At 61.4% G+C, this 19,275-nt stretch carries 13 protein-coding genes and 1 tRNA gene; 8 read left to right on the top strand and 6 right to left on the bottom strand.

Annotation, left to right across the window (positions count from 1 at the left end; all coding sequences use genetic code 11):
- Positions 1-3: 3 nt before the first annotated feature.
- Entirely contained in the window at positions 4-1,644 is a 1,641-nt protein-coding gene (gene istA / locus ACF3NP_RS04585) for an IS21 family transposase (RefSeq protein WP_392399006.1), read from the bottom strand.
- A gap of 319 nt (positions 1,645-1,963) precedes the next feature.
- On the opposite strand from istA, the gene ACF3NP_RS04580 reads away from it, so the two are divergent.
- Positions 1,964-2,449 (top strand): DUF4352 domain-containing protein, encoded by a 486-nt coding sequence (locus ACF3NP_RS04580; RefSeq protein ID WP_181888338.1) that lies wholly within the window; start codon positions 1,964-1,966, stop codon positions 2,447-2,449.
- Between the two features lie 118 nt (positions 2,450-2,567).
- Here ACF3NP_RS04580 and ACF3NP_RS04575 read toward each other — a convergent pair whose 3' ends face one another.
- The 4 genes from ACF3NP_RS04575 to ACF3NP_RS04560 all read right to left on the bottom strand — a co-directional run bounded on the left by ACF3NP_RS04575 (position 2,568) and on the right by ACF3NP_RS04560 (position 8,845).
- On the bottom strand, positions 2,568-3,809 hold the full coding sequence (locus tag ACF3NP_RS04575) for a hypothetical protein (protein ID WP_181888339.1): 1,242 nt from the start codon (positions 3,807-3,809) through the stop codon (positions 2,568-2,570).
- 104 nt (positions 3,810-3,913) lie between these two features.
- Entirely contained in the window at positions 3,914-6,502 is a 2,589-nt protein-coding gene (locus ACF3NP_RS04570; protein ID WP_392399005.1) for a DEAD/DEAH box helicase, read from the bottom strand.
- A 2-nt stretch (positions 6,503-6,504) separates the two neighbouring features.
- Positions 6,505-8,520: a DNA methyltransferase gene (locus ACF3NP_RS04565; RefSeq protein ID WP_181888341.1), complete on the bottom strand. Its 2,016-nt coding sequence runs from the start codon at positions 8,518-8,520 to the stop codon at positions 6,505-6,507.
- A 251-nt stretch (positions 8,521-8,771) separates the two neighbouring features.
- A tRNA-Leu gene (locus tag ACF3NP_RS04560) sits at positions 8,772-8,845 on the bottom strand.
- Positions 8,846-8,997: 152 nt separating this feature from the next.
- On the opposite strand from ACF3NP_RS04560, the gene polA reads away from it, so the two are divergent.
- The gene (gene polA / locus ACF3NP_RS04555; protein WP_392399131.1) at positions 8,998-11,601 is read left to right on the top strand and encodes a DNA polymerase I; all 2,604 of its coding nucleotides are present in this window, start codon (positions 8,998-9,000) and stop codon (positions 11,599-11,601) included.
- A 412-nt stretch (positions 11,602-12,013) separates the two neighbouring features.
- Here the strand turns inward: polA and ACF3NP_RS04550 are convergent, their stop codons facing one another.
- Positions 12,014-13,246: a YkvI family membrane protein gene (locus tag ACF3NP_RS04550; RefSeq protein ID WP_239357264.1), complete on the bottom strand. Its 1,233-nt coding sequence runs from the start codon at positions 13,244-13,246 to the stop codon at positions 12,014-12,016.
- A 304-nt stretch (positions 13,247-13,550) separates the two neighbouring features.
- Between ACF3NP_RS04550 and rpsA the strand changes: the two genes are divergently transcribed.
- The 6 genes from rpsA (at position 13,551) to ACF3NP_RS04520 (ending at position 19,275) form a co-directional block, all read left to right on the top strand.
- Complete coding sequence (gene rpsA / locus ACF3NP_RS04545; protein WP_181888344.1) at positions 13,551-15,014, top strand: 30S ribosomal protein S1; 1,464 nt, start codon at positions 13,551-13,553, stop codon at positions 15,012-15,014.
- Positions 15,015-15,123: 109 nt separating this feature from the next.
- On the top strand, positions 15,124-15,717 hold the full coding sequence (gene coaE, locus ACF3NP_RS04540) for a dephospho-CoA kinase (protein ID WP_392399004.1): 594 nt from the start codon (positions 15,124-15,126) through the stop codon (positions 15,715-15,717).
- Positions 15,718-15,785: 68 nt separating this feature from the next.
- On the top strand, positions 15,786-16,136 hold the full coding sequence (locus ACF3NP_RS04535) for a DUF4259 domain-containing protein (RefSeq protein ID WP_269511731.1): 351 nt from the start codon (positions 15,786-15,788) through the stop codon (positions 16,134-16,136).
- Positions 16,137-16,202: 66 nt separating this feature from the next.
- Complete coding sequence (gene uvrB / locus ACF3NP_RS04530; RefSeq protein WP_311390483.1) at positions 16,203-18,302, top strand: excinuclease ABC subunit UvrB; 2,100 nt, start codon at positions 16,203-16,205, stop codon at positions 18,300-18,302.
- A 15-nt stretch (positions 18,303-18,317) separates the two neighbouring features.
- Complete coding sequence (locus tag ACF3NP_RS04525; RefSeq protein WP_181888348.1) at positions 18,318-18,776, top strand: universal stress protein; 459 nt, start codon at positions 18,318-18,320, stop codon at positions 18,774-18,776.
- Between the two features lie 52 nt (positions 18,777-18,828).
- Positions 18,829-19,275, top strand: coding sequence for a universal stress protein (locus ACF3NP_RS04520; protein WP_194990092.1), 447 nt, complete (start codon positions 18,829-18,831; stop codon positions 19,273-19,275).

Here is a 19,275-nt window from a genome sequence, read left to right as displayed (position 1 = left end):
GGGTTATGCAGATCCCTTCTTGGTGAGGTTTTCGAGGCTGAACTGGGCAGCACCACCGAGGTAGGCGCCGCGGGTGTCACGCGCTGTCGGCGCAGGCGCACCGCCAGCGGGTCTGCCGGTTGGTTGATCGGTTGGCAGGTCAGTGCCTGTAGGCCGTGTGGAGGTGTCTTTGCGCACGGCGGCCATCATGTTTTTCACCGCGGTATACGACACAGCACGCCTGGCGCCGTCGGTGGACACCAACCGCCTGCAGGCTTCTTCGAGGATTGGCTTGTTGGTGTGTTTGCCCATGCTGAGCACGTTGCGGCACGCTTGGTACGCCTGGGCAGGGATCGCTTTGGCTTCGATGATCTCGGCAATCACCTGGCGGGTGGCCGGCCCGATCTTGGCGGCTTCGCGCAGGAAGTACTCGCTTGTCCATAACCCACGGGTGTCACCTATGTTCGCCGGGATGTGGTCGGTGTCGGTGACATACACCCCGCGGGCACGCGCGAGTTGGTGTCTGGCCACACGCTGCCCGGCGTCGAAGACGGCGAGACTGTCACCGGTGATACGCACATCCACGGTGCGGCCCACCAGCTGGTTGGGCACCGAGTAATGCGCGTTGTGCACTCTGATGTGGAAATTAGGCGCGACTTTGGCGCGTTTCCATTCGGTACGCTGCCACGGTGTTTCAGGCAGCGCGGTGAGCACGTCGCGTTCGAACTGATCAAACAATGCGCGCCTGCTCGTCGCATTGCCGCGAAACGGCGTGGCAGCGTTGATCCCATCGACTAGGACGGTAATTTTTGCGTTGAGCTCGTCTATTCCGGCGCACTGGTGGCCATCGAGTGCGTGGATAACGTTCTGGGTGACAATCTTGACTGCAGCTTCAACGCTGGCCTTATCCTTGGGACGTTTCGCCCGAGCCGGCAACGCGGCGGTGTTGTAGTGCTCCAAAAACTCCTCGTAGGTGGAGTTGACCCGGCGATTCCTGTCCGCGGCACTGATCACATTCGAAGCCGTTGAGGCATTATCCGGCACGATGACCTCGGCAACCCCGCCGAAGTACTCGAACGCGCGGATATGGGCTGCAAGCCACGCGTCCTGGCGCTCATCCGCGCACGCGCAGGCGAACACCATGCCCGAATACGGCAGCGAGGCGACAAAGATGCTGACCTTCGAGCCTTGCCCGCCGGTGGGGTCAAACAACCGCATCTTCGTGCCTGCCCAGTCCACCTGCATCGTATGGCCTGGGGCATGGGTGATCCTGGCGGTCAGCCCGGCTGCATCAACGTGTTGAGCCACAAGTTGGCGAAACCGCTCGTAGCTGTAGTACCGCTGGCCTGTGCCCGCAGGCTGTGCGGTGTAGCGGCCCCACAGCACCTGCAGGGTCACTTTGTTGCGCCCGGTGCGCGCTTTGGCGACAGCGTCGAAATCGATCGGGACGAAACCCCCCTGAGCATGGCTGCGCCCGTCGACGAACCAGTCCGCCAGCTCATGATCCGCAACCCCACGAAGTTGCTCACGGGTTGTGATGTTGTGTTCCACCAGCGCATCGCGAGCCTTTTGCACGGTGGTGTGCGAGCACCGCGAACTCGAACAGATTTGACGGACAGACCAGCCTTTGAGCACTTGATCCATTACCGCCCGGTAGTCAGTCACAATCAGACTCCTCTGGTAACGCCGCGTGCCCTGAAGTCACGCGGTCACCAGAATCCTCCCCCGGACTGTTACTGGATGCTCACCAATGCGTTACTCGATACTCACCACGGTGTTACTAGATACGACCGCGCAACAAACCGCCCCTCCCACTGTTGCGAAAACCAGAGTGAGACACTGCGCCGGAGCGATTTAGCGAACCGTCTTGCGACCCGCTTGCTCTGACGGAGCAACACGCCTAGTCGCAGACCTCGATCCGCCCACCCCCTGCCACTCAACCCAGAGCTTTGACCCGCTTTCTGAGTGGGTAACGTTTGTTGGCATGAAGAAGACTATTTCCGCTCTCGCCGCGGTCTCCGCAATGTTTCTCGCGTCGTGCTCCGGTACGGAAACAGACTCGTCCCAGTCACAGGAGACAGCGCAAGCCGGTTACGAGGTCGGCGACTTTTTGCTTAACGTCGTAGACGTCGCCGACCCGTCAAGCGTCACGGAAGTCGAAATGCCGGACTACGAAGGTCGCAAGCAGGTTTCCGTTACGGCAGACGTGACGAACAACTCCGAGGAAGGGGTTGACCTGGCATGCAGTACAGACCTTGAGGTCCAGATCGCGTCCAACGGCTCCGCGTGGGGCAACGTCGGCTACCTGGAGCGCGTACCCGACAACCCGCAGTGCGGTGACTTAATCGCCCCCGGCGAGACGAAGCAGATGACTTGGGTGTCGCTCATGCCTGAAGAAGCTCAGCCGACGGACTTGTTTGTCCAACTCGCTTCCGACCCAAATTTCTTCGAGGAAGTTCCGCTTCGGTAGCCGGGTCAGCGGGCGCTGCGGGGTTCCGAGTAATTCTGGACCTAGCTCACAATCAGCCAATTCCTGGCCAGATCTCGTGATCCTTACTTTCTAGTTCAACCGGATCTTTGTCTAGTAGTCACCTGGTCCGTTTGGCGAGCGCGCGCTGTGTGTCAGCAAGGTAGACGAGTTGATTGTTTTGTACCATCTCGTGGCGACTTTTTGAAGCGTTCTTCCACCCTGCATAAGCGCCAGTTATCGCCGCCACCGAGGCGGTAACTGCTGCTGCGAGGGGATTCGATAAGTCAGGCAAGCCCGCTTTTACCGCTAGATTGACAACTCTCTCGACATCTTCCGGCTGGACACCAGGAACGTAATCACCGGTTTGAGTCGCGACAAAGGTGACTCCGGGAATCGAGCCCCTTAACAGCCCGGACTTTGTTGCACGCCACGCACCTGAGAGCGAAGTGTCATCTAGCGCCTCGATAACCGTGCTTACGCGGGGTTCCACGTAGTCGTGCCAAAGATCGTCAAGTGCTTCATCGTCAACGTCTGAGCCACATCTCGGATGAAGCATCGCTTCCAATTCGACTACCGCAAGCCTGTATTCCTCCAGAGGAGCTCGAATAATCTTGCGGGCATCCAAAACATTTTCGATACTTGCGTTAGGAAATGCAGGCAGGAAAGAAATCATGGCGGTTCCGGTTTTCGTCCTTCGGATTCCCACCTGCTGGCGATTCGCTATCGGAAGGAACCGCTCTCTTTCAGCCGCAGATACTAGATTCCCCATGAGCGAGTCGAACATGATCGCACCGCCAGTCGCAACGAGTTGGCCTTGGACAACGCCAAGCATTTTGTCCACGTCGACTTCGTCTGGCCTAGTGATGACATCGGTCGCCCAGTCAGAATGAATCGTCAACGCACCGGCCGAGACGGCTTGTTCAAGTTGGTCACCACCGTGGTCCTTCCACATCTTTTCTTGCTGTTTTAAGAGCCTGTGGGCGTCCTCTCGGATGAACTTGTGGTGCCTCTCCGCTTCTCGCCTCTGTTTCCGATTCCCATTCTTACTCGCGTTTACGAAGTTTCTGAGCCAGTCGCGCTTTGCAACTCCCGTTTCGTCTAGCGTCATCTCCCGGTTATTACGCTCTGTCCAGAGAATGAACTCAGCGAGCTCGACTGGCGGCAAGCGTGTGGCATTGGCGTACCACTGAAGTTCACCTGCCGTCATCGAGTAGAGGTGAACATGGTCGCTGTATAGCAGTGCGCTTGAGGTGAGAGACACGTCTTCGGTTACGCCACCCGGTTCAAGCAAGTAGGCTTCCTGCGGGCCGGAAAGGATTGTGAGCTCGCTTCTCTTCGAATTGGTTCGACTCCCTCTCATTAATTCGTTTCCCTTCGTCGTGGCTATTCAGATTCACCTGATGTGGATAGGCAGATGCAATCTCGGCAATCTCACCCAGTTACCGACCCGAACCCCGCGCTGTCTCACGCCCCGGGATTCGACTTCCGCTTCAGGTCTTCCCACGACTCAGACGCTCGAATATCGGACTCGTAGGCAATGACGTAGCCCCACTTCTGACCGACGAAGTCCTCTTCGCCGAGCAGTTCCCGGACGAGCACTCGGGCCGCGGCTCGTTTCGCTTGTACCGTTTCGTCGTCTCGGCCCTTGTCGGACTTGCCCTCGATAATCCACATCGTGCCGTCGGAGTCCTGGGCGACGAAGTCGGGGTAGTAGGTGTCTCGAGTGGTGTACATGATCGACGCACCGTCAGTGGAGTAAAGGCGTTTCCACCATACGATGTCCGAGGTGTAGTTCAGTAGCAGCGCGAGCAGGTACTCTCCGCCCCACGAGTCGAAACTCGCTGCGGGGAACAGTCCGCGGTTCCAGCCGTCGTAGAACTCGCGGGGCTTGAACTTCGCCTGCTGGTCTTTAGAGAGTTGCTGGAGCACCTCTTTGCCAAACGGCAAGGTCACGACCTCGTCAATTGGCAGTTCGACCGGAACGATGGTCGTTTCGGTTTGCAGGCTGCTGGCGTGCTGTCGTGCCTTGTCGTTTACAAGTGCGACGAGCTCGTCTACTGCGGACTGCTTCGCTTTCTCCGTCCAGTGGTCGATACCGGCGTTCGCCATGAAGGTCGGAAGGACGTATTGCACAAGTGTGATCGCGTTCTTTTTGTCCTGGGTAACAACCCCAAGACCGAATACTCGGCGGGTAAGTTCGCCAATGACGGCGTCTTCCGCTACGGGAGCCGATTCGACTTCCGCGTCGGTGGTGCGTTTCGTGTCGAGCTTGGACTTTCGCACCACGATTTCTTCGCGCGTGAGTGCTTCTTTGGAGTCGGCGACGCGGCGGGCTGCCCGGATAATGTTCTCCTCGTCGATGTGGGTGAGAAGGAACGGCGTGGTTGATTTCGCCATGACCGTGGACGGAAACAGGAAGGTCTTTCCTGCGAAGTGTTCGTTGACCCTGATTTCCGTTGCCGGGATGTAGCCGGCGCGCTGCATGGTCTCGTTGTCACCGACTCGTCGGAATGAGACCCCTCCGGCATTACCACCAGTGACCTGGGTAGTTTCGCCGGTCTTGGTGCCGATGTCGCTCGGGCCGTCCGTCGCTTCGGCTGTCGGAGTGTCAGGCCACGCGGTTGAGCCTGAGCCCGAACTCGTTTCAGCCTCGGATGAAAGACCGTTCGGGTTTGGCTGTACCTGTCCTTCGCCCTGGCGGAAGCTTTCTTCAACGTCCATGCCGGAGATAGCGCCCTGGGCGGCATCTCCGAGACCGAAAGAACGGAGCACGTCCTCGTCCTTGAGGAGGGACTTGAACGACTTGTGGCTCAAAATGTCGAGTTGGTCCAGCTCGGCTACGCCAGTACGCGCCCCGAAGGGAAGGCGCAGGCCGCGGCCCATGGTCTGCTGGGTGAGAATGTCCGACGACATAGCGCGCAGCGCACACATCACCGCGACTCGTTTGGTGTCCCAGCCTTCTTTGAGACGGTCAACGGAAACAATGGCTCGCACCGTCGAGGCAGGGCTATCGAGTTCGTCTAATCGGCGCAGCGTGACCGCGTCATTGTGTTTGTTGTCGAACTGGAGCACCGCGTCAGGGTCGCCGAAATAGCCTGGCCCCTGGAGGATCTTGGTGACTTCTCCGGCATGCGCGACGCTTTCGCAAACGACGAACAGCAGAGGCTTCGTCCGCTTTTTCTCGCCTGCTTCTCCGGGGAAGTTCGCTTGGCCGTACGCCTCGTAGGCAGCCTCTTTGTTCCGCAACAGTGAGACCGCGTCGAGCAGTTGCCTTTCCTCGGCTGAGTCCTTGGGGTAGCCGTTCTCGCGGTAGATCAGCATCGGCGACTTCACGTAGCCGTCTTCAATCGCGCTATACAGCGGGTAGTGGAAGATGACGTGGTCCGTATCGGATGCCGAAGCGGTAAGCCCAATCGTGGCAGCGGGACGGAGATCCTTCAGCGCCTGGTTAAACGCCTTAGCCGAGGTGCCAAACAGGTGAGACTCGTCTGCGATAACCACGAGGTCGTCGAGGTTGACCAGGTAATCGTAGAGCGAGCCGGACTCTTCCTGGTGGTCGCGAATCTTGCGGCGCATACCGTCTTTGGTGTCTGCGCCTGCGTTTGCGATTTTCGGCTCGATAAGTTGCGACACGTTAAAGACGTAGACCATCGGACCGTCTGCGGCATTGCGGAAAAGCTCAGACTGGCCGGCACGCCACGCGCCGTAATTGCCAGGCGAAACCACCTGGGGAGCAGAGGAGAAGCCGTCAACGTAGCGACGCGACCCCTGGGTGAAGTTTTGGACAGTCTTGTTTTCCAATACCGTCGAGGGTGGGACGACCACCATGACGTTTTTCACCCCGAAGCGCGAGAGGTACTCAATGAGCGCGGCCATGAGGTAGGTCTTGCCCGCACCTGTGGCCATGTGCAAGACCATCGGCTCTAGCGGGTTAAAGTCGCCCCTGAGGTGGTAGATGAGCTTGCGCAGCGCACGCTTATTGGGGTCTCGTAGCTGGAACTCTGTCGCAATGCTGTCGATGAGTCCTTGGTCAAGTGCGATTGGAAGTGCCATGTCTACTTGCCCTCCTGCGTTGCCGTTGCCGAGTAGGTGAAGATGTCGTTCGGAATGTGGACAATCTGGCACGGCTTGCCCGTTGTCCTCGCGAACTGCCTGATTCCCGGTTCGAGCTCCGTTGCGGCGAGCGTGACACCTTCGCCCTCATTCAGATGGGCGAGAAGATCTTCGGCCTTGTCTTGATCGAGTCGGCCTTCGACTACTTTGAGAAACATCGAGCCTCGTTTGCCGTTGAAATGACGGTTGTCCGGGGTGAGCGAGAAGTTGAGGTTCGCTGCGACAGAGTTGACGAGCGCCGCACCGGTTGCCGCTTCGGTAAGCGTGACGAGACCCAATTCGGGGACGTAGTCGAAACACTGCGGTGCAAGGTGGGCGACAGCAAAACCGCCACCGCCGCGCCAGTTGACGACGCCTTTCTGGTTTTTAGTCTTCGTTGCAGTTTTGAGCGCCTTGACTACCGATTCGGTTTTCAATTCGGGATTCGCTGCGAGCACCTTGTTAAGAGCACTGTTGAACTTCTGGGCGTCTTCTGGCGAAAGACCGTCGGGAAGGCCTTCCTCGGTCGCGTCGACGCGCTCTGGCTTCTGAATGCTGATTCCGCCCTGGTCTTCGTTATTGATGACCTTCTCAAGGCGGGGGCGAGTGAAGCGGTTGAAGGTGTCCTCCACGAGTTCGCATGTCACCCAGCGGCGACCCATCTTCTGGGCTACCGCAGCGGTGGTTCCCGAACCGGCGAACACGTCGAGGACGACGTCTCCGGGATCGGTTGCGATGTGGATGATGCGCTCTAGGAGCCGCTCTGGTTTGGGGGTGGAGAACGCCGAAGTTCCCGGGAAGAGTGCTCGAATTTCCTTAGCCGCGGTGTCTGTATGCCCGACTTCACTGTAGGGCAGTAAGTTCGTAGCAAGCCGTCCTGAGTCTACGTCGGTTAGGTAGGTCTTCCGGCCAAACCCACCAGTACCACCTCTGGTTGGGTAAAACTGGGGCCAGTTCCCCTCCTCGTAACGTTTCTGAGCATGAACTTTGTTTCTGCTCCAATCTCGCATAACTAGTGGTGGGACGTCGGTTCTCGCCTCGACGCTAGAACCTGCGACGCGTTGCTGATTTTCGAGTTCTTTGTCAGTGATTTCTCCGCGTTCGTAGGGACCCCAACCAGAGAAGATTTCAAGCATTTTCTCTTGCGAGAATGGCCAGCATCGACCTGTGGAGGGGTAGGTCATTTCGCCTGTGATGGGGTGCTGGATGCCGTAAATCATTCCGAGATGGGTTACCGCACCCGGAGCCGATGAGTCCGCGTTCTTCCATGCCCCTCGGGTATCATTGTCCGGGTTCTTATATCGGGCGTCCATCTCCTCCGTCCGCGGCAAACGGTTCGGAAAAAACCCACCCGACTTGGAATAAACCAGGATGGTGTCAGTGACTGCGGGAATGCCCTTCGAATCGTTTCTGGGCGAGTAGGTCTTTTCCCAAACCACCTCTGCCACAAAGTTTCCACTTCCAAACACTTCGTCCATAAGCACCCGCATCCGGTGGTTTTCCACGTCATCGAGGTGGACCCAAATCGACCCGTCATCGCTAAGAAGCTTGCGTAGGTGAACCAGACGGTCACGCATCATGGTGAGCCAGACAGAGTGTTCGAGGTTGTCCTCGTAATTGGCGAAGGTTTGTGCGGTGTTAAAAGGAGGGTCGATGTAAATGCACTTCACCTTGCCGAGGTACTTCTCTCGCAACTCCGGCACGTGAGCAAGAGCTTCAAGCACGTCGCCGGACTCACCGAGGACCAGCAAATTGTCCTCGGTCGGCTCTAGGTCTGCCCGCTCCGAGTATCGAGTGTCCTCGTCCTTCGGCGACTGCTTGCCGGTGACCACTTCGTCAACAACGAGTGCCCGAGTCTCGCAGTACCGCGGGTCTTTCGGGTCAACCCACTCGTATGCGTAGCGTCCCTCTTCGCTGGGGATGAGCGCCTTGTCCTTGTTGAACCAGGTCAATTCGAGTAATTGCTTCGCGCCGGCCACCGTTTCGCTGCCTCGTTTCGTTTGTCGGGGCGTTCAAATAATTCGCACTTTATGGTAGCCGGGGCGGCGACAGGCACGGAAGAAAATACGTCCCGAGACGAACATATTTTTGGATCGCGAGTGGGGTGGGTGCGTCACCGATCGAAACGGTGTACCGGATTATTTCGGCTAAGCGGTCCAAGGCGACTCGTCGCCCCGTTAATTTTGAGCGAGGGCTCCGGAAAAAGTTTCCGAAACCCTCGAGAAAAGCGTGCCCCAGGTGAGACTCGAACTCACACTGGACGGGTTTTGAATCCGTTGCCTCTGCCAATTGGGCTACTGGGGCATCGGGCGAAAGTTTATCCCAGTGCAGCCTCCGCCACGAAATCACCTCGCTAGTGGGCGAGCCGGGCCATGTCGGGCTGCCCGCTAGACTGGCCAACCGTGAGCGATACACCCGAGAACACGAAGCGACTGTTGCTTATTGACGGCCACTCGATGGCCTTCCGCGCTTTCTACGCGCTGCCCGCGGAGAACTTCTCCACGTCGGGTGGCCAGCACACGAATGCGGTCTACGGGTTTTTATCCATGTTCGCCAACATCCTGGCGGACGAGAAGCCGACGCACGCCGCCGTCGCCTTCGACGTGGGCCGGAAGACCTTCCGCACGGAGCGTTTCCCGGAGTACAAGGCGCAGCGTGAGGCCGCGCCGCCGGAGTTCAAAGGCCAGGTGCCGATCATCGAGGACGTGCTGGGCGACCTCGGCATCACCACCTTGAGTAAGGAGAACTTCGAAGCGGACGACATCGTCGCCACGCTGGTCACCCAGGCGCGCGCTGAAGGCGACTTCGAGGTTGTGCTGGTCAGCGGCGACCGCGACTACATCCAGCTTGTGGACGGCACAACGACCCTGATGTATCCCACCCGCGGAGTGTCCACCATGACCCGGTTTACGCCCGAGGAAGTGGAGAACAAGTACGGGCTCACCCCTGCGCAGTACCCGGACTTCGCGGCGCTGCGCGGCGACCCGTCGGACAACCTGCCCAGCGTGCCGAAAGTGGGGGAGAAGACCGCCACGAAGTGGATCTCGCAGTACGGCAGTCTCGAGGGACTCATCGACAACGCCGACGAGCTCAAGGGCGTGGCCGCGAACAACTTCCGCGAGCGCATCGACCAGGTCCGGCTCAACCGCGAGCTCACGCAGATGGTCACCGACGTCGAGCTGCCGGTCGCCCCGAACGATCTGGAGCTCAAGCCGGCGGACGTCACCCAGGTTGCGGCGCGCTTCGACGACCTCGAGTTCGGCGTGAACCTGCGCGAGCGCGTCCTCGCTGCCGTGCCTACCGACGGCGCGGCGCCCGTACAAGAAACCGTCGAACTCGAAGACGTCACCATCGACGACGAGCCGCTGGACACCTGGCTTAAGCCTCGTCACGCCGACGGCCTTGCCGTCTACGTCTCGGGCAACGCTACTCCCGGGCAGGGTGATGTGGTGGCGCTGGCGATCGTCGATAAGCAAAGGCATGGCATATCCAAGCTCGCCGCTGATTTGAGCGCCGAGGAGGACGCTGCGCTCAAGCAGTGGTTGGAGTCGGACGCGCCGAAGTTCATGCACGAGGCGAAGGCGGCGTACCACATGCTGCGCGGCCGGGGCATCGAACTTGCCGGCATCGCGCACGACACCGCGATTGCCGCGTACCTGCTGCGCCCGGGCCAGCGCACGTATGCGTTGGAGGATATTTACCAGCGCCATCTGCAGCGCCAGCTCAACGTCGGCTCGGACCAGATGAGTCTGCTCGGCGACACCGCGGACGTCGACGCCGCCGCGGCGATCCTGGAGCTGTCCGCGGAGCTGACCAAGGAGCTGCGCGAGATAGATTCCTACGAGCTCTACGCAGACCTGGAGTTGCCGCTGGTCACCGTGCTCGCGGAGATGGAGCACACCGGCATCGCGGTGGACCTGGACGTGCTGGAAAACCAGCGCAAGGAGCTCACGCTCAAAGTGGAGCAGGTTGAGGAGGAGGCGCGTGCGCTTGTGGACGAGCCTTCGCTGAACCTGTCTTCCCCCAAGCAGCTGTCCGCAGTGCTCTTCGACAAACTCGAGCTGCCGAAGACGAAGAAGACCAAGACCGGGTACTCGACGGCCGCGGGCGAGATCGAAGCGCTGGCGGAGAAGAACCCGCACCCGTTTTTGGACCACCTGTTGGCGCACCGCGAGCACCAGAAGCTCAAGTCCACCATCGAGGGGCTGATTAAGACGGTGCAGCCGGACGGTCGCATCCACACCACGTTCAACCAGACCGTGGCGTCGACAGGCCGCTTAAGCTCCGCGGAGCCGAACCTGCAGAATATCCCGGTGCGCACAGAGGCCGGCCGCGCGATCCGCTCCGCGTTCGTGGTGGGCGAGGGCTACGAGTGCCTGCTTACGGCCGACTACTCGCAGATTGAGATGCGCGTGATGGCGCACCTGAGCCAGGACGAGGGCCTGATCGAGGCGTACAGGGCGGGGGAGGACCTGCACAACTTTGTCGGCTCGCGCGTGTTCGACGTGCCCATCGACCAGGTCACCCCGGAACTGCGCCGCCGCGTCAAGGCCATGTCCTACGGCCTGGTCTACGGGTTGTCGGCGTATGGGTTGTCCAACCAGCTGTCCATCTCCGCCGGCGAGGCGAAGGACATCATGGCCAGCTACTTCGAGCGCTTCGGCGGCGTGAAGCGCTACCTGGATGAGGTGGTGGAGCAGGCGCGTCGCGACGGCTACACGTCCACCGTTTTCGGCCGCCGCCGCTACCTGCCGGAGCTCAACAGCGACAACCGCGTGGCGCGCGAAAACGCCGAGCGCGCTGCATTGAACGCGCCGATCCAGGGTACGGCCGCGGACATCATCAAGGTGGCCATGCTGCGTGTGGACGCCGCGCTGGAAGGCAAAAAGTCCCGCGTGCTGCTCCAAGTCCACGACGAGCTGGTCGTGGAGATTGCCCCGGACGAGTTGGACGAGGTGCGCGAAATTGTGGAGCGGGAGATGGACGGCGCCATCGAGCTGCTCGTCCCGTTGGAGGTCTCCGCCGGCACTGGCGCCAACTGGGACGCCGCCGCGCACTAAGGAAGCGGTGGCGCCAACACGAAGGCGGGTAGGAACGATATCGATTCCTACCCGCCTCGCGCACGGCACCCCACCCACGGCCGTGATCCCCCGTGGAGCCTCCCCCAGCAGCTCCGAGTGCGTATTCAGTTGTGGACCTCCCCTTGGGGGGAAGGGGCCGCCGGGGATGGCCTTGACCGGGCTGGGGCTTAGATTTCACCCCTGGCCAGGTCGTCCCCCGAAAGCCAAGTGCGACCTTACCGAGGGGTAAGGAAACGCTCAACGGTCCCACAGGATAACTTCAGGATCGAACACTGCGTTAACTGGATCACAGGATAGTTGGACGGCTGGCCAGCAATTTAAGGTGGCGGGTTACGTGCAGTTCACTTGCGCGTAACGGAGTGTTTCGCCCCCGATGTGTACCCCCGGTGTGCTAGAGCAGGTCGTTGAGGGACCGGCGCTTGTTGTCGTCCTCGGACGACTCAACTTCTTCTTGGACCGCGTCCTTGAACTCGTCCTCCTCCAGGTTGGATTCGGCGGCGAGATCCTCGACTTCCTGGCCGTCTCCGGCCTCAACTGCGTCCGCGCGGCGTTCGCCCTCGTCTTTCAGCTCGTCGCGGTGGCGCAGGTAGGTCACCGTCATCACCGCCATGACGAACAGGCCGAGGTAGCCCAGAATCGGGTACAGGCTGTTCACCAACGGCTGGAAACCCGCGAAGGAGAGCCCGAACCCGACGACACAGGCGATGGCGTAGGTGGGGTAAAAGCGCTCCGGGTGCTTGCTGGTCAGGCGCTTCGCCAACGCGTAGAACATGCCTAGGCAGGTGTTGAAGACCATGAGGAAGATGACCCAGGTCATGATGAAGCCGAGCACCGGGTCGACGTTGTCGATCACGGCGAGCAGCGGCATGTCCGCGCCGTTAACGGACTCCACCTGAATCAATAGCGACGCCACCAGCAGCGCGAGCATGACCGCGTAGATCACGCCGCCGAGGATCCCGCCATACCGCGTGCTCTTCGTGTCGAACTCGTCGCCGGCCATCACCAACGCCATCGACACGCCGCACAACGCGTTCAAGCCGGTGTGGTTAAGCGCGCCCAGCCACCAGTACGGAGTGCCGTCGGCGCGGGCAACCTCCTGCTGGGCGTAGTTGCCCACCTCGCTCCAATTCACGTCCACCTGGGTGAACGAGTAGATGCTGCCAATCAGCACGAACACCACCAGCAGCGGGGTGGCCCAGCCGATGACGGAGGAGACCTTGTCCACGTCGAACCGGCCGACGACCAGCATGAGCGCGAGCATGGCCACGGCCCCGATCCAGATGGGCCACCCGAACGACTGCTTCAGGTTCGACCCAGCGCCGGCGAACATGACGAACCCGACGGAGAACATGCACGCCACCGCGGACCAATCCATGATGAACGCCGCGGGCTTGGAAGTGACGTTGTAGAAGACCTCGTTGTGCTCGCGCGCCAAAAAGTACGAGCCGAAGGTCATGAACGCCGTCGCGGCGAACAGCATGGTCACACTGGCCAGTATCACCCCGAAGAACCCGTTGGTGCCGTAGGCGACAAAGTACTGCAGCGCCTCCATGCCGGAGGCGAAACCGGCACCGACGACAATGCCGACAAATGATGCAGCGACTGCGAGGCTGCGTTTCCACATAAACGATTGCTCCCAAAACCGTTGGTATCTATCAGACTCCGCTTATGCTAGCGGTCGGGGCCAACCGGATGGACGTCGGAAAGCACCTGCGAATCATTTGCTCTAGCTGGGCAAAGTGTCTACACTCGTGCGGGCGTGTCTACGCGCGGGCGATGGCACCCACCGTAATAGGAGGGTGAGGTGGCCGTCGCAGCGTGAGATCGGCGCACGCGAGCCTATAGCACCCAAGCTGCAGGTTTACGTGGCCGAGAGAGACGCTTCTGTCCAAACACGATCTCCTATTTTTTCGGAGCACATAGAACTTATGCGCACTTCCAACGCACCCCAGGTAGCCATCAACGACATCGGTGGCCCTGAGGAATTCCTCGCCGCAGTCGACGCGACCATCAAGTACTTCAACGATGGCGACATCGTCACCGGCACCGTGGTCAAGGTCGACCACGACGAGGTCCTGCTCGACATCGGCTACAAGACCGAGGGCATCATCCTCACCCGCGAGCTGTCCATCAAGCACGACGTCGACCCGGAAGACGTGGTCGAGGTCGGCGATGAGATCGACGCACTTGTCCTGACCAAGGAGGACAAGGAAGGCCGCCTGATGCTGTCCAAGAAGCGTGCTCAGTACGAGCGCGCTTGGGGCACCATCGAGGAGCTGCAGGCCAACGACCAGCCGGTTACCGGCACCGTCATCGAGGTCGTCAAGGGCGGCCTCATCCTCGACATCGGGCTGCGCGGCTTCCTGCCGGCATCCCTGGTCGAGATGCGTCGCGTCCGCGACCTGGATCCGTACATCGGCCAGGAGCTCGAGGCGAAGATCATTGAGCTGGACAAGCACCGCAACAACGTGGTCCTGTCCCGCCGCGCTTACCTGGAGGAGACCCAGTCCGCGGTCCGCTCTGACTTCCTGCACCAGCTGCAGAAGGGCCAGGTCCGCAAGGGCGTCGTGTCCTCCATCGTCAACTTCGGTGCGTTCGTCGATCTCGGCGGCGTCGACGGCCTGGTGCACGTCTCCGAGCTGTCCTGGAAGCACATCGACCACCCGTCCGAGGTTGTCGCAGTGGGTGACGAGGTCACCGTCGAGGTGCTCGACGTCGATCTCGACCGCGAGCGTGTCTCCCTGTCGCTGAAGGCGACCCAGGAGGATCCGTGGCGCGTCTTCGCCCGCACCCACGCTGTGGGTCAGATCGTCCCGGGCAAGGTCACCAAGCTTGTCCCGTTCGGTGCGTTCGTCCGCGTCGAGGAGGGCATCGAGGGCCTCGTCCACATCTCCGAGCTGGCTCAGCGCCACGTGGAGGTCCCGGACCAGGTTGTCAACGTCGGCGAAGAGGTCATGGTCAAGGTCATCGACATCGACCTGGACCGTCGCCGCATCTCCCTGTCCCTCAAGCAGGCTGACGAGGACTACGTCGAGGAGTTCGATCCGTCCCGCTACGGCATGGCCGACTCCTACGACGAGCAGGGCAACTACATCTTCCCGGAGGGCTTCGACCCGGAGACCAACGAGTGGATGGAAGGCTACGACGAGGCTCGTCAGGCATGGGAGGCACGCTACGCCGAGGCAGAGCGTCGCCACCAGGCCCACACCGCCCAGATCGAGCGTCACCGCGCCGCTGCCGCCGAGGCCGCGGAGCAGGAGGGCGATCAGGCCAACTACTCCTCCGAGTCTGCAGCTGCAGCTCCGGCAGCTGACCAGGCTGAGGAGAACATCGGCTCGCTGGCCTCCGACGAGCAGCTCGCGGCTCTGCGCGACAAGCTCGCTGGCAACTAAGCACTCGCAGGCTCGTGCTTAGGAAAAACTCGTAAGCACGCTGCTTAGCGACGGCGCCCCGTCCCCGACCAATCTGTCGAGGGCGGGGCGTTTTGCTATCTTCGGGCCCATGAAGAAAGTGGGCCTGACAGGCGGCATCGGCAGCGGAAAATCCACAGTGGCGCGGATGCTTGGCAGCGCCGGCTTCGCCGTGGTCGACGCCGACCAAATCGCACGCGAAATCATGGAACCCAGCTCACCGGTGTTAGACGAGGTCGCGGCAGAGTTCGGTGCGGACCTCATCGGCGATGATGGTGCGCTCAACCGGGGGGAGCTCGCGCGGCGCGCCTTCGACACCACGGAGGACACAAAGCGCCTCAACGCGATCACCCATCCAGCCATCCGCGCCGAATCCGAGCGCCGCTTCGCCGCCGCGGAAGAGGCGGGGGAGCAGGCCGTCATCTACGACATGCCGTTGCTCGTGGACCTCGGGCTGCACAAGGACATGGACCTCACCGTTGTCGTGGATGTGGACAAGGAGGAGAGGGTCCGGAGGCTCGTCGATACGCGAGGGCTCGACGAGGCCGACGCGCGGGCGCGCATGGCGCAACAGATCGACGACGCCGCGCGGCTTTCGGCGGCAGACGTCGTGATCGACAACAACGGACCGCTCGAGGCGCTGGAACCGCAGGTGGCGGCGCTTGCCGAAAGAATCAAAGGTTAGTGAACTGTACTGGCGAAATTTACCGGTGTGACACGTTTCATTTACCTTGCTGCCTTAACTTTCGGTGCATGGGAACGTGGAACACGGGGCCGTTCGACAACGACTCCGCAAATGATGCCGTGGCAGCGCTGGTCAACGGCACGTTCCGCATGGACCAGTTCCGCTTCGAATGCGGTTTGGGCTCACTGGGAACGGGGGAAGCGGAATCCGTGATCGCGCTCGCCGCAGTGATCAACGGCCATCTGCCGGAGGGGCTCGAGGGCAGGATCGACTATCCGTTCACCATGGACGACAGGCAGTGGATCCGCCGCCGCGCTCAGGCGGTGATGCGCCCGGGCGGTTCCGCGCTGTATTCCATGTGGGAGGAAGCCGGCGAGCTGCAGGAGTGGCTGGAAACCTCCCGCAAGTACGCCGCCTAGGCGCTCGCGGCATTGCTTATCGACGAGCAATGCCTCGCCGACGCTCTTGGCGATACACTGGCCGCTATGGCTTTTGCTGCTGAACATCCCGTCCTCGCGCAGTCTGAGTTTCGCCCTGTGGGCGAGATTGAGCGGCGCGAGAAACCCTTCGAGGTCGTCTCCGAGTTCGAACCCTCCGGCGACCAGCCAACGGCGATTGCGCAGCTGGACGAGCGTTTGAACCGCGGCGAGCGCGACGTCGTGCTCATGGGCGCGACCGGCACCGGTAAGTCCGCCACCGCCGCGTGGCTGATTGAGAAGCAGCAGCGTCCCACGCTGGTCATGGCGCCGAACAAGACGCTGGCCGCGCAGCTGGCCAACGAGCTGCGCCAGCTGCTGCCCAACAACGCGGTGGAGTACTTCGTGTCGTACTACGACTACTACCAACCGGAGGCCTACATCGCGCAGACCGACACCTACATTGAGAAGGACTCGTCCATCAACGACGACGTGGAGCGCTTGCGCCACTCCGCCACCTCCGCGCTTTTGAGCCGCCGCGACGTGGTCGTGGTGTCTTCGGTGTCCTGCATCTACGGCTTGGGCACCCCGCAGTCCTACCTGGACCGATCGATTGTGCTGCGCGTGGGCGAGGAAGTGGAGCGCGACCGTTTCCTGCGCCTTTTGGTGGACGTGCAGTACGAGCGCAACGACATCGACTTCAAGCGCGGCACCTTCCGCGTCAAGGGCGACACCGTGGACATCATCCCGGCCTACGAAGAGGTGGCCGTGCGTGTGGAGTTCTTCGGCGACGAGGTGGACTCGCTGTACTACATCCACCCGCTGACCGGCGACGTGATCAGCCAGGAAGACGAGGTGCGCATCTTCCCGGCCACCCACTACGTGGCCACGGACGAGCGCATGGAAAAGGCCATCGAGGCCATCAAGGAGGAGCTCGCGGACAGGCTCGAGGAGCTGGAGAATAAGGGCAAGCTGCTCGAGGCTCAGCGTCTGCGCATGCGCACCGAGTACGACCTGGAGATGATCCAGCAGGTCGGGTTCTGTTCCGGCATCGAGAACTACTCGCGGCACATGGACGGCCGCCCGGCGGGGTCTGCGCCGGCGACGTTGATCGACTACTTCCCGGAGGACTTCCTCACCATCATCGACGAGTCCCACGTCACCGTGCCCCAGATCGGCGGCATGTTCGAGGGCGACATGTCGCGCAAGCGCAACCTGGTGGAGTTCGGCTTCCGCCTGCCGTCCGCAGTGGACAACCGCCCGCTGACGTTTGACGAGTTCGAGGCCCGCGTCGGACAGACTGTGTACATGTCCGCCACCCCCGGCGACTACGAGCTCGAGGCTGCCCAGGGCGAGTTTGTGGAGCAAGTGATCCGCCCGACCGGCCTGGTGGACCCGAAGGTCACCGTCAAGCCCACCAAGGGCCAGATCGACGACCTGATCGACGAGATCCGCACCCGCACCGACAAGGACGAGCGCGTCCTGGTGACCACGCTTACCAAGCGCATGGCCGAGGACCTCACGGACTACCTGCTGGATAACGGCATCAAGGTGCGCTACCTGCACTCGGACATCGACACCCTGCAGCGCGTGGAACTGCTGCGCCAGCTGCGACTCGGCGAGTACGACGTGCTCGTGGGCATCAACCTGCTGCGCGAGGGCCTGGACCTTCCCGAGGTCTCCCTGGTTGCCATCCTGGACGCGGACAAGGAGGGCTTCTTGCGCTCGACCAAGTCGCTTATCCAGACCATCGGCCGCGCCGCACGTAACGTCTCCGGCGAGGTGATCATGTACGCCGACCAGGTCACCGAATCCATGCAGGAGGCCATCGACGAAACCGAGCGCCGCCGCGAAAAGCAGATCGCCTACAACGAAGAGCACGGCATCGACCCGCAGCCGCTGCGCAAGGCTATCGCGGACATTTTGGACCAGGTGTACGAGAACGCGGACGCGGATGCGTCGGCAAGCTTGAGCTCCGATGCGGCCGTCGCCGAGCGCCCCGATGTGTCCACCATGGCCTCGGACGAGGTGCAAAAGCTTATCGACGACCTCACGGTCCAAATGCGCGACGCCGCCGGGGAACTGAAGTTTGAGCTCGCCGGCAGACTCAGAGACGAGATTGCAGATCTCAAGCGGGAGCTGCGTGGTATTAAAGACACAGGCAATTAGCGAAAGGAACCTGCTTTGCACACCTACAAGTCGATCGCTGTCGGCACCGACGGCTCCGCCACTTCCATGGTCGCAGTGCGCGCGGCGGCCAGCCTCGCCCGCGTCTACGGTGCCGAGCTGACCATTATCTGCGCCCACTACACCGCGTCCGGCTCGATGCTGAACTCCACCAACGCGGAGCTGTCCCGCGTGGACATCGTCACCGCCACCAACGCGCGCGAGATTCTGCGCAAGGCGGACGAGATTGCCAAGGAGGAGCAGGCCGGCAAGGTCAACCTGGTGTCCAAGGGCGGCCAGCCCGCCAACGTGCTTGTGGAAGCCGTCGGCGAATACGGCGTTGACCTGCTCGTGGTGGGGAACAAGGGCATGCGCTCCATGGCCGGGCGCATCTTCGGCAACATCCCCGGCAACGTGGCCAAGAAGGCGCCCGTGGATGTCATGCTCGTGGATACCCGGGCAGAGGGACACGACTAAAACAACCGGGGGTAGACTGGCTCTGCCCCAAACGCTTTGAAAGGTGATCATCATGGCCGATACCCCGTACAAGACCATCGTCGTTGGCTCCGACGGCTCCAAGTCCTCGCTTCTCGCTGTTGAGCGTGCCGCGAAGATTGCAGCCGCGTTCGGTTCCACCCTCGTCATCGGCACCGCCTACTACGAGAACGAGGAGGAAGCCGCGAAGACCCTCCGCCAGGATTCCGTGACCATCCTCGGCGACCAGAAAGCGCTGGAGAACCTCGAGGGTGCTGCAGACCACGCTCGCGCCGCGGGTGCGCCGGATGTGCAGACCGCGACCCGCCCGGGCACCCCGGTGCAGGCGCTGATGGCCATCGTCAACGACAACAAGGCAGATCTGCTCGTGGTGGGCAACCGCGGCATCAACTCCCTGACTGGCCGCCTGCTGGGCTCCGTGCCGGCGGACGTTGCGCGTCAGTCCGACTGCGATGTCATGATCGTTCACACGGTGAACTAA

Origin of the sequence: Corynebacterium lehmanniae (assembly GCF_043161975.1) — a bacterium.
GTDB lineage: Bacteria > Actinomycetota > Actinomycetes > Mycobacteriales > Mycobacteriaceae > Corynebacterium > Corynebacterium lehmanniae.
This window is presented reverse-complemented; position numbering and strand designations above follow the sequence as displayed.

Bases quoted from the DNA above. Each gene is read 5' to 3' on its own strand.
- ACF3NP_RS04535 (WP_269511731.1), top strand. From the start codon at position 15,786: ATGGGAACGTGGAACACGGGGCCGTTCGACAACGACTCCGCAAATGAT.
- coaE (WP_392399004.1), top strand. From the start codon at position 15,124: ATGAAGAAAGTGGGCCTGACAGGCGGCATCGGCAGCGGAAAATCCACA.
- rpsA (WP_181888344.1), top strand. From the start codon at position 13,551: ATGCGCACTTCCAACGCACCCCAGGTAGCCATCAACGACATCGGTGGC.
- ACF3NP_RS04575 (WP_181888339.1), bottom strand. From the start codon at position 3,809: ATGAGAGGGAGTCGAACCAATTCGAAGAGAAGCGAGCTCACAATCCTT.
- ACF3NP_RS04580 (WP_181888338.1), top strand. From the start codon at position 1,964: ATGAAGAAGACTATTTCCGCTCTCGCCGCGGTCTCCGCAATGTTTCTC.
- polA (WP_392399131.1), top strand. From the start codon at position 8,998: ATGGCCTTCCGCGCTTTCTACGCGCTGCCCGCGGAGAACTTCTCCACG.
- ACF3NP_RS04520 (WP_194990092.1), top strand. From the start codon at position 18,829: ATGGCCGATACCCCGTACAAGACCATCGTCGTTGGCTCCGACGGCTCC.
- ACF3NP_RS04550 (WP_239357264.1), bottom strand. From the start codon at position 13,246: ATGTGGAAACGCAGCCTCGCAGTCGCTGCATCATTTGTCGGCATTGTC.
- uvrB (WP_311390483.1), top strand. From the start codon at position 16,203: ATGGCTTTTGCTGCTGAACATCCCGTCCTCGCGCAGTCTGAGTTTCGC.
- ACF3NP_RS04570 (WP_392399005.1), bottom strand. From the start codon at position 6,502: ATGGCACTTCCAATCGCACTTGACCAAGGACTCATCGACAGCATTGCG.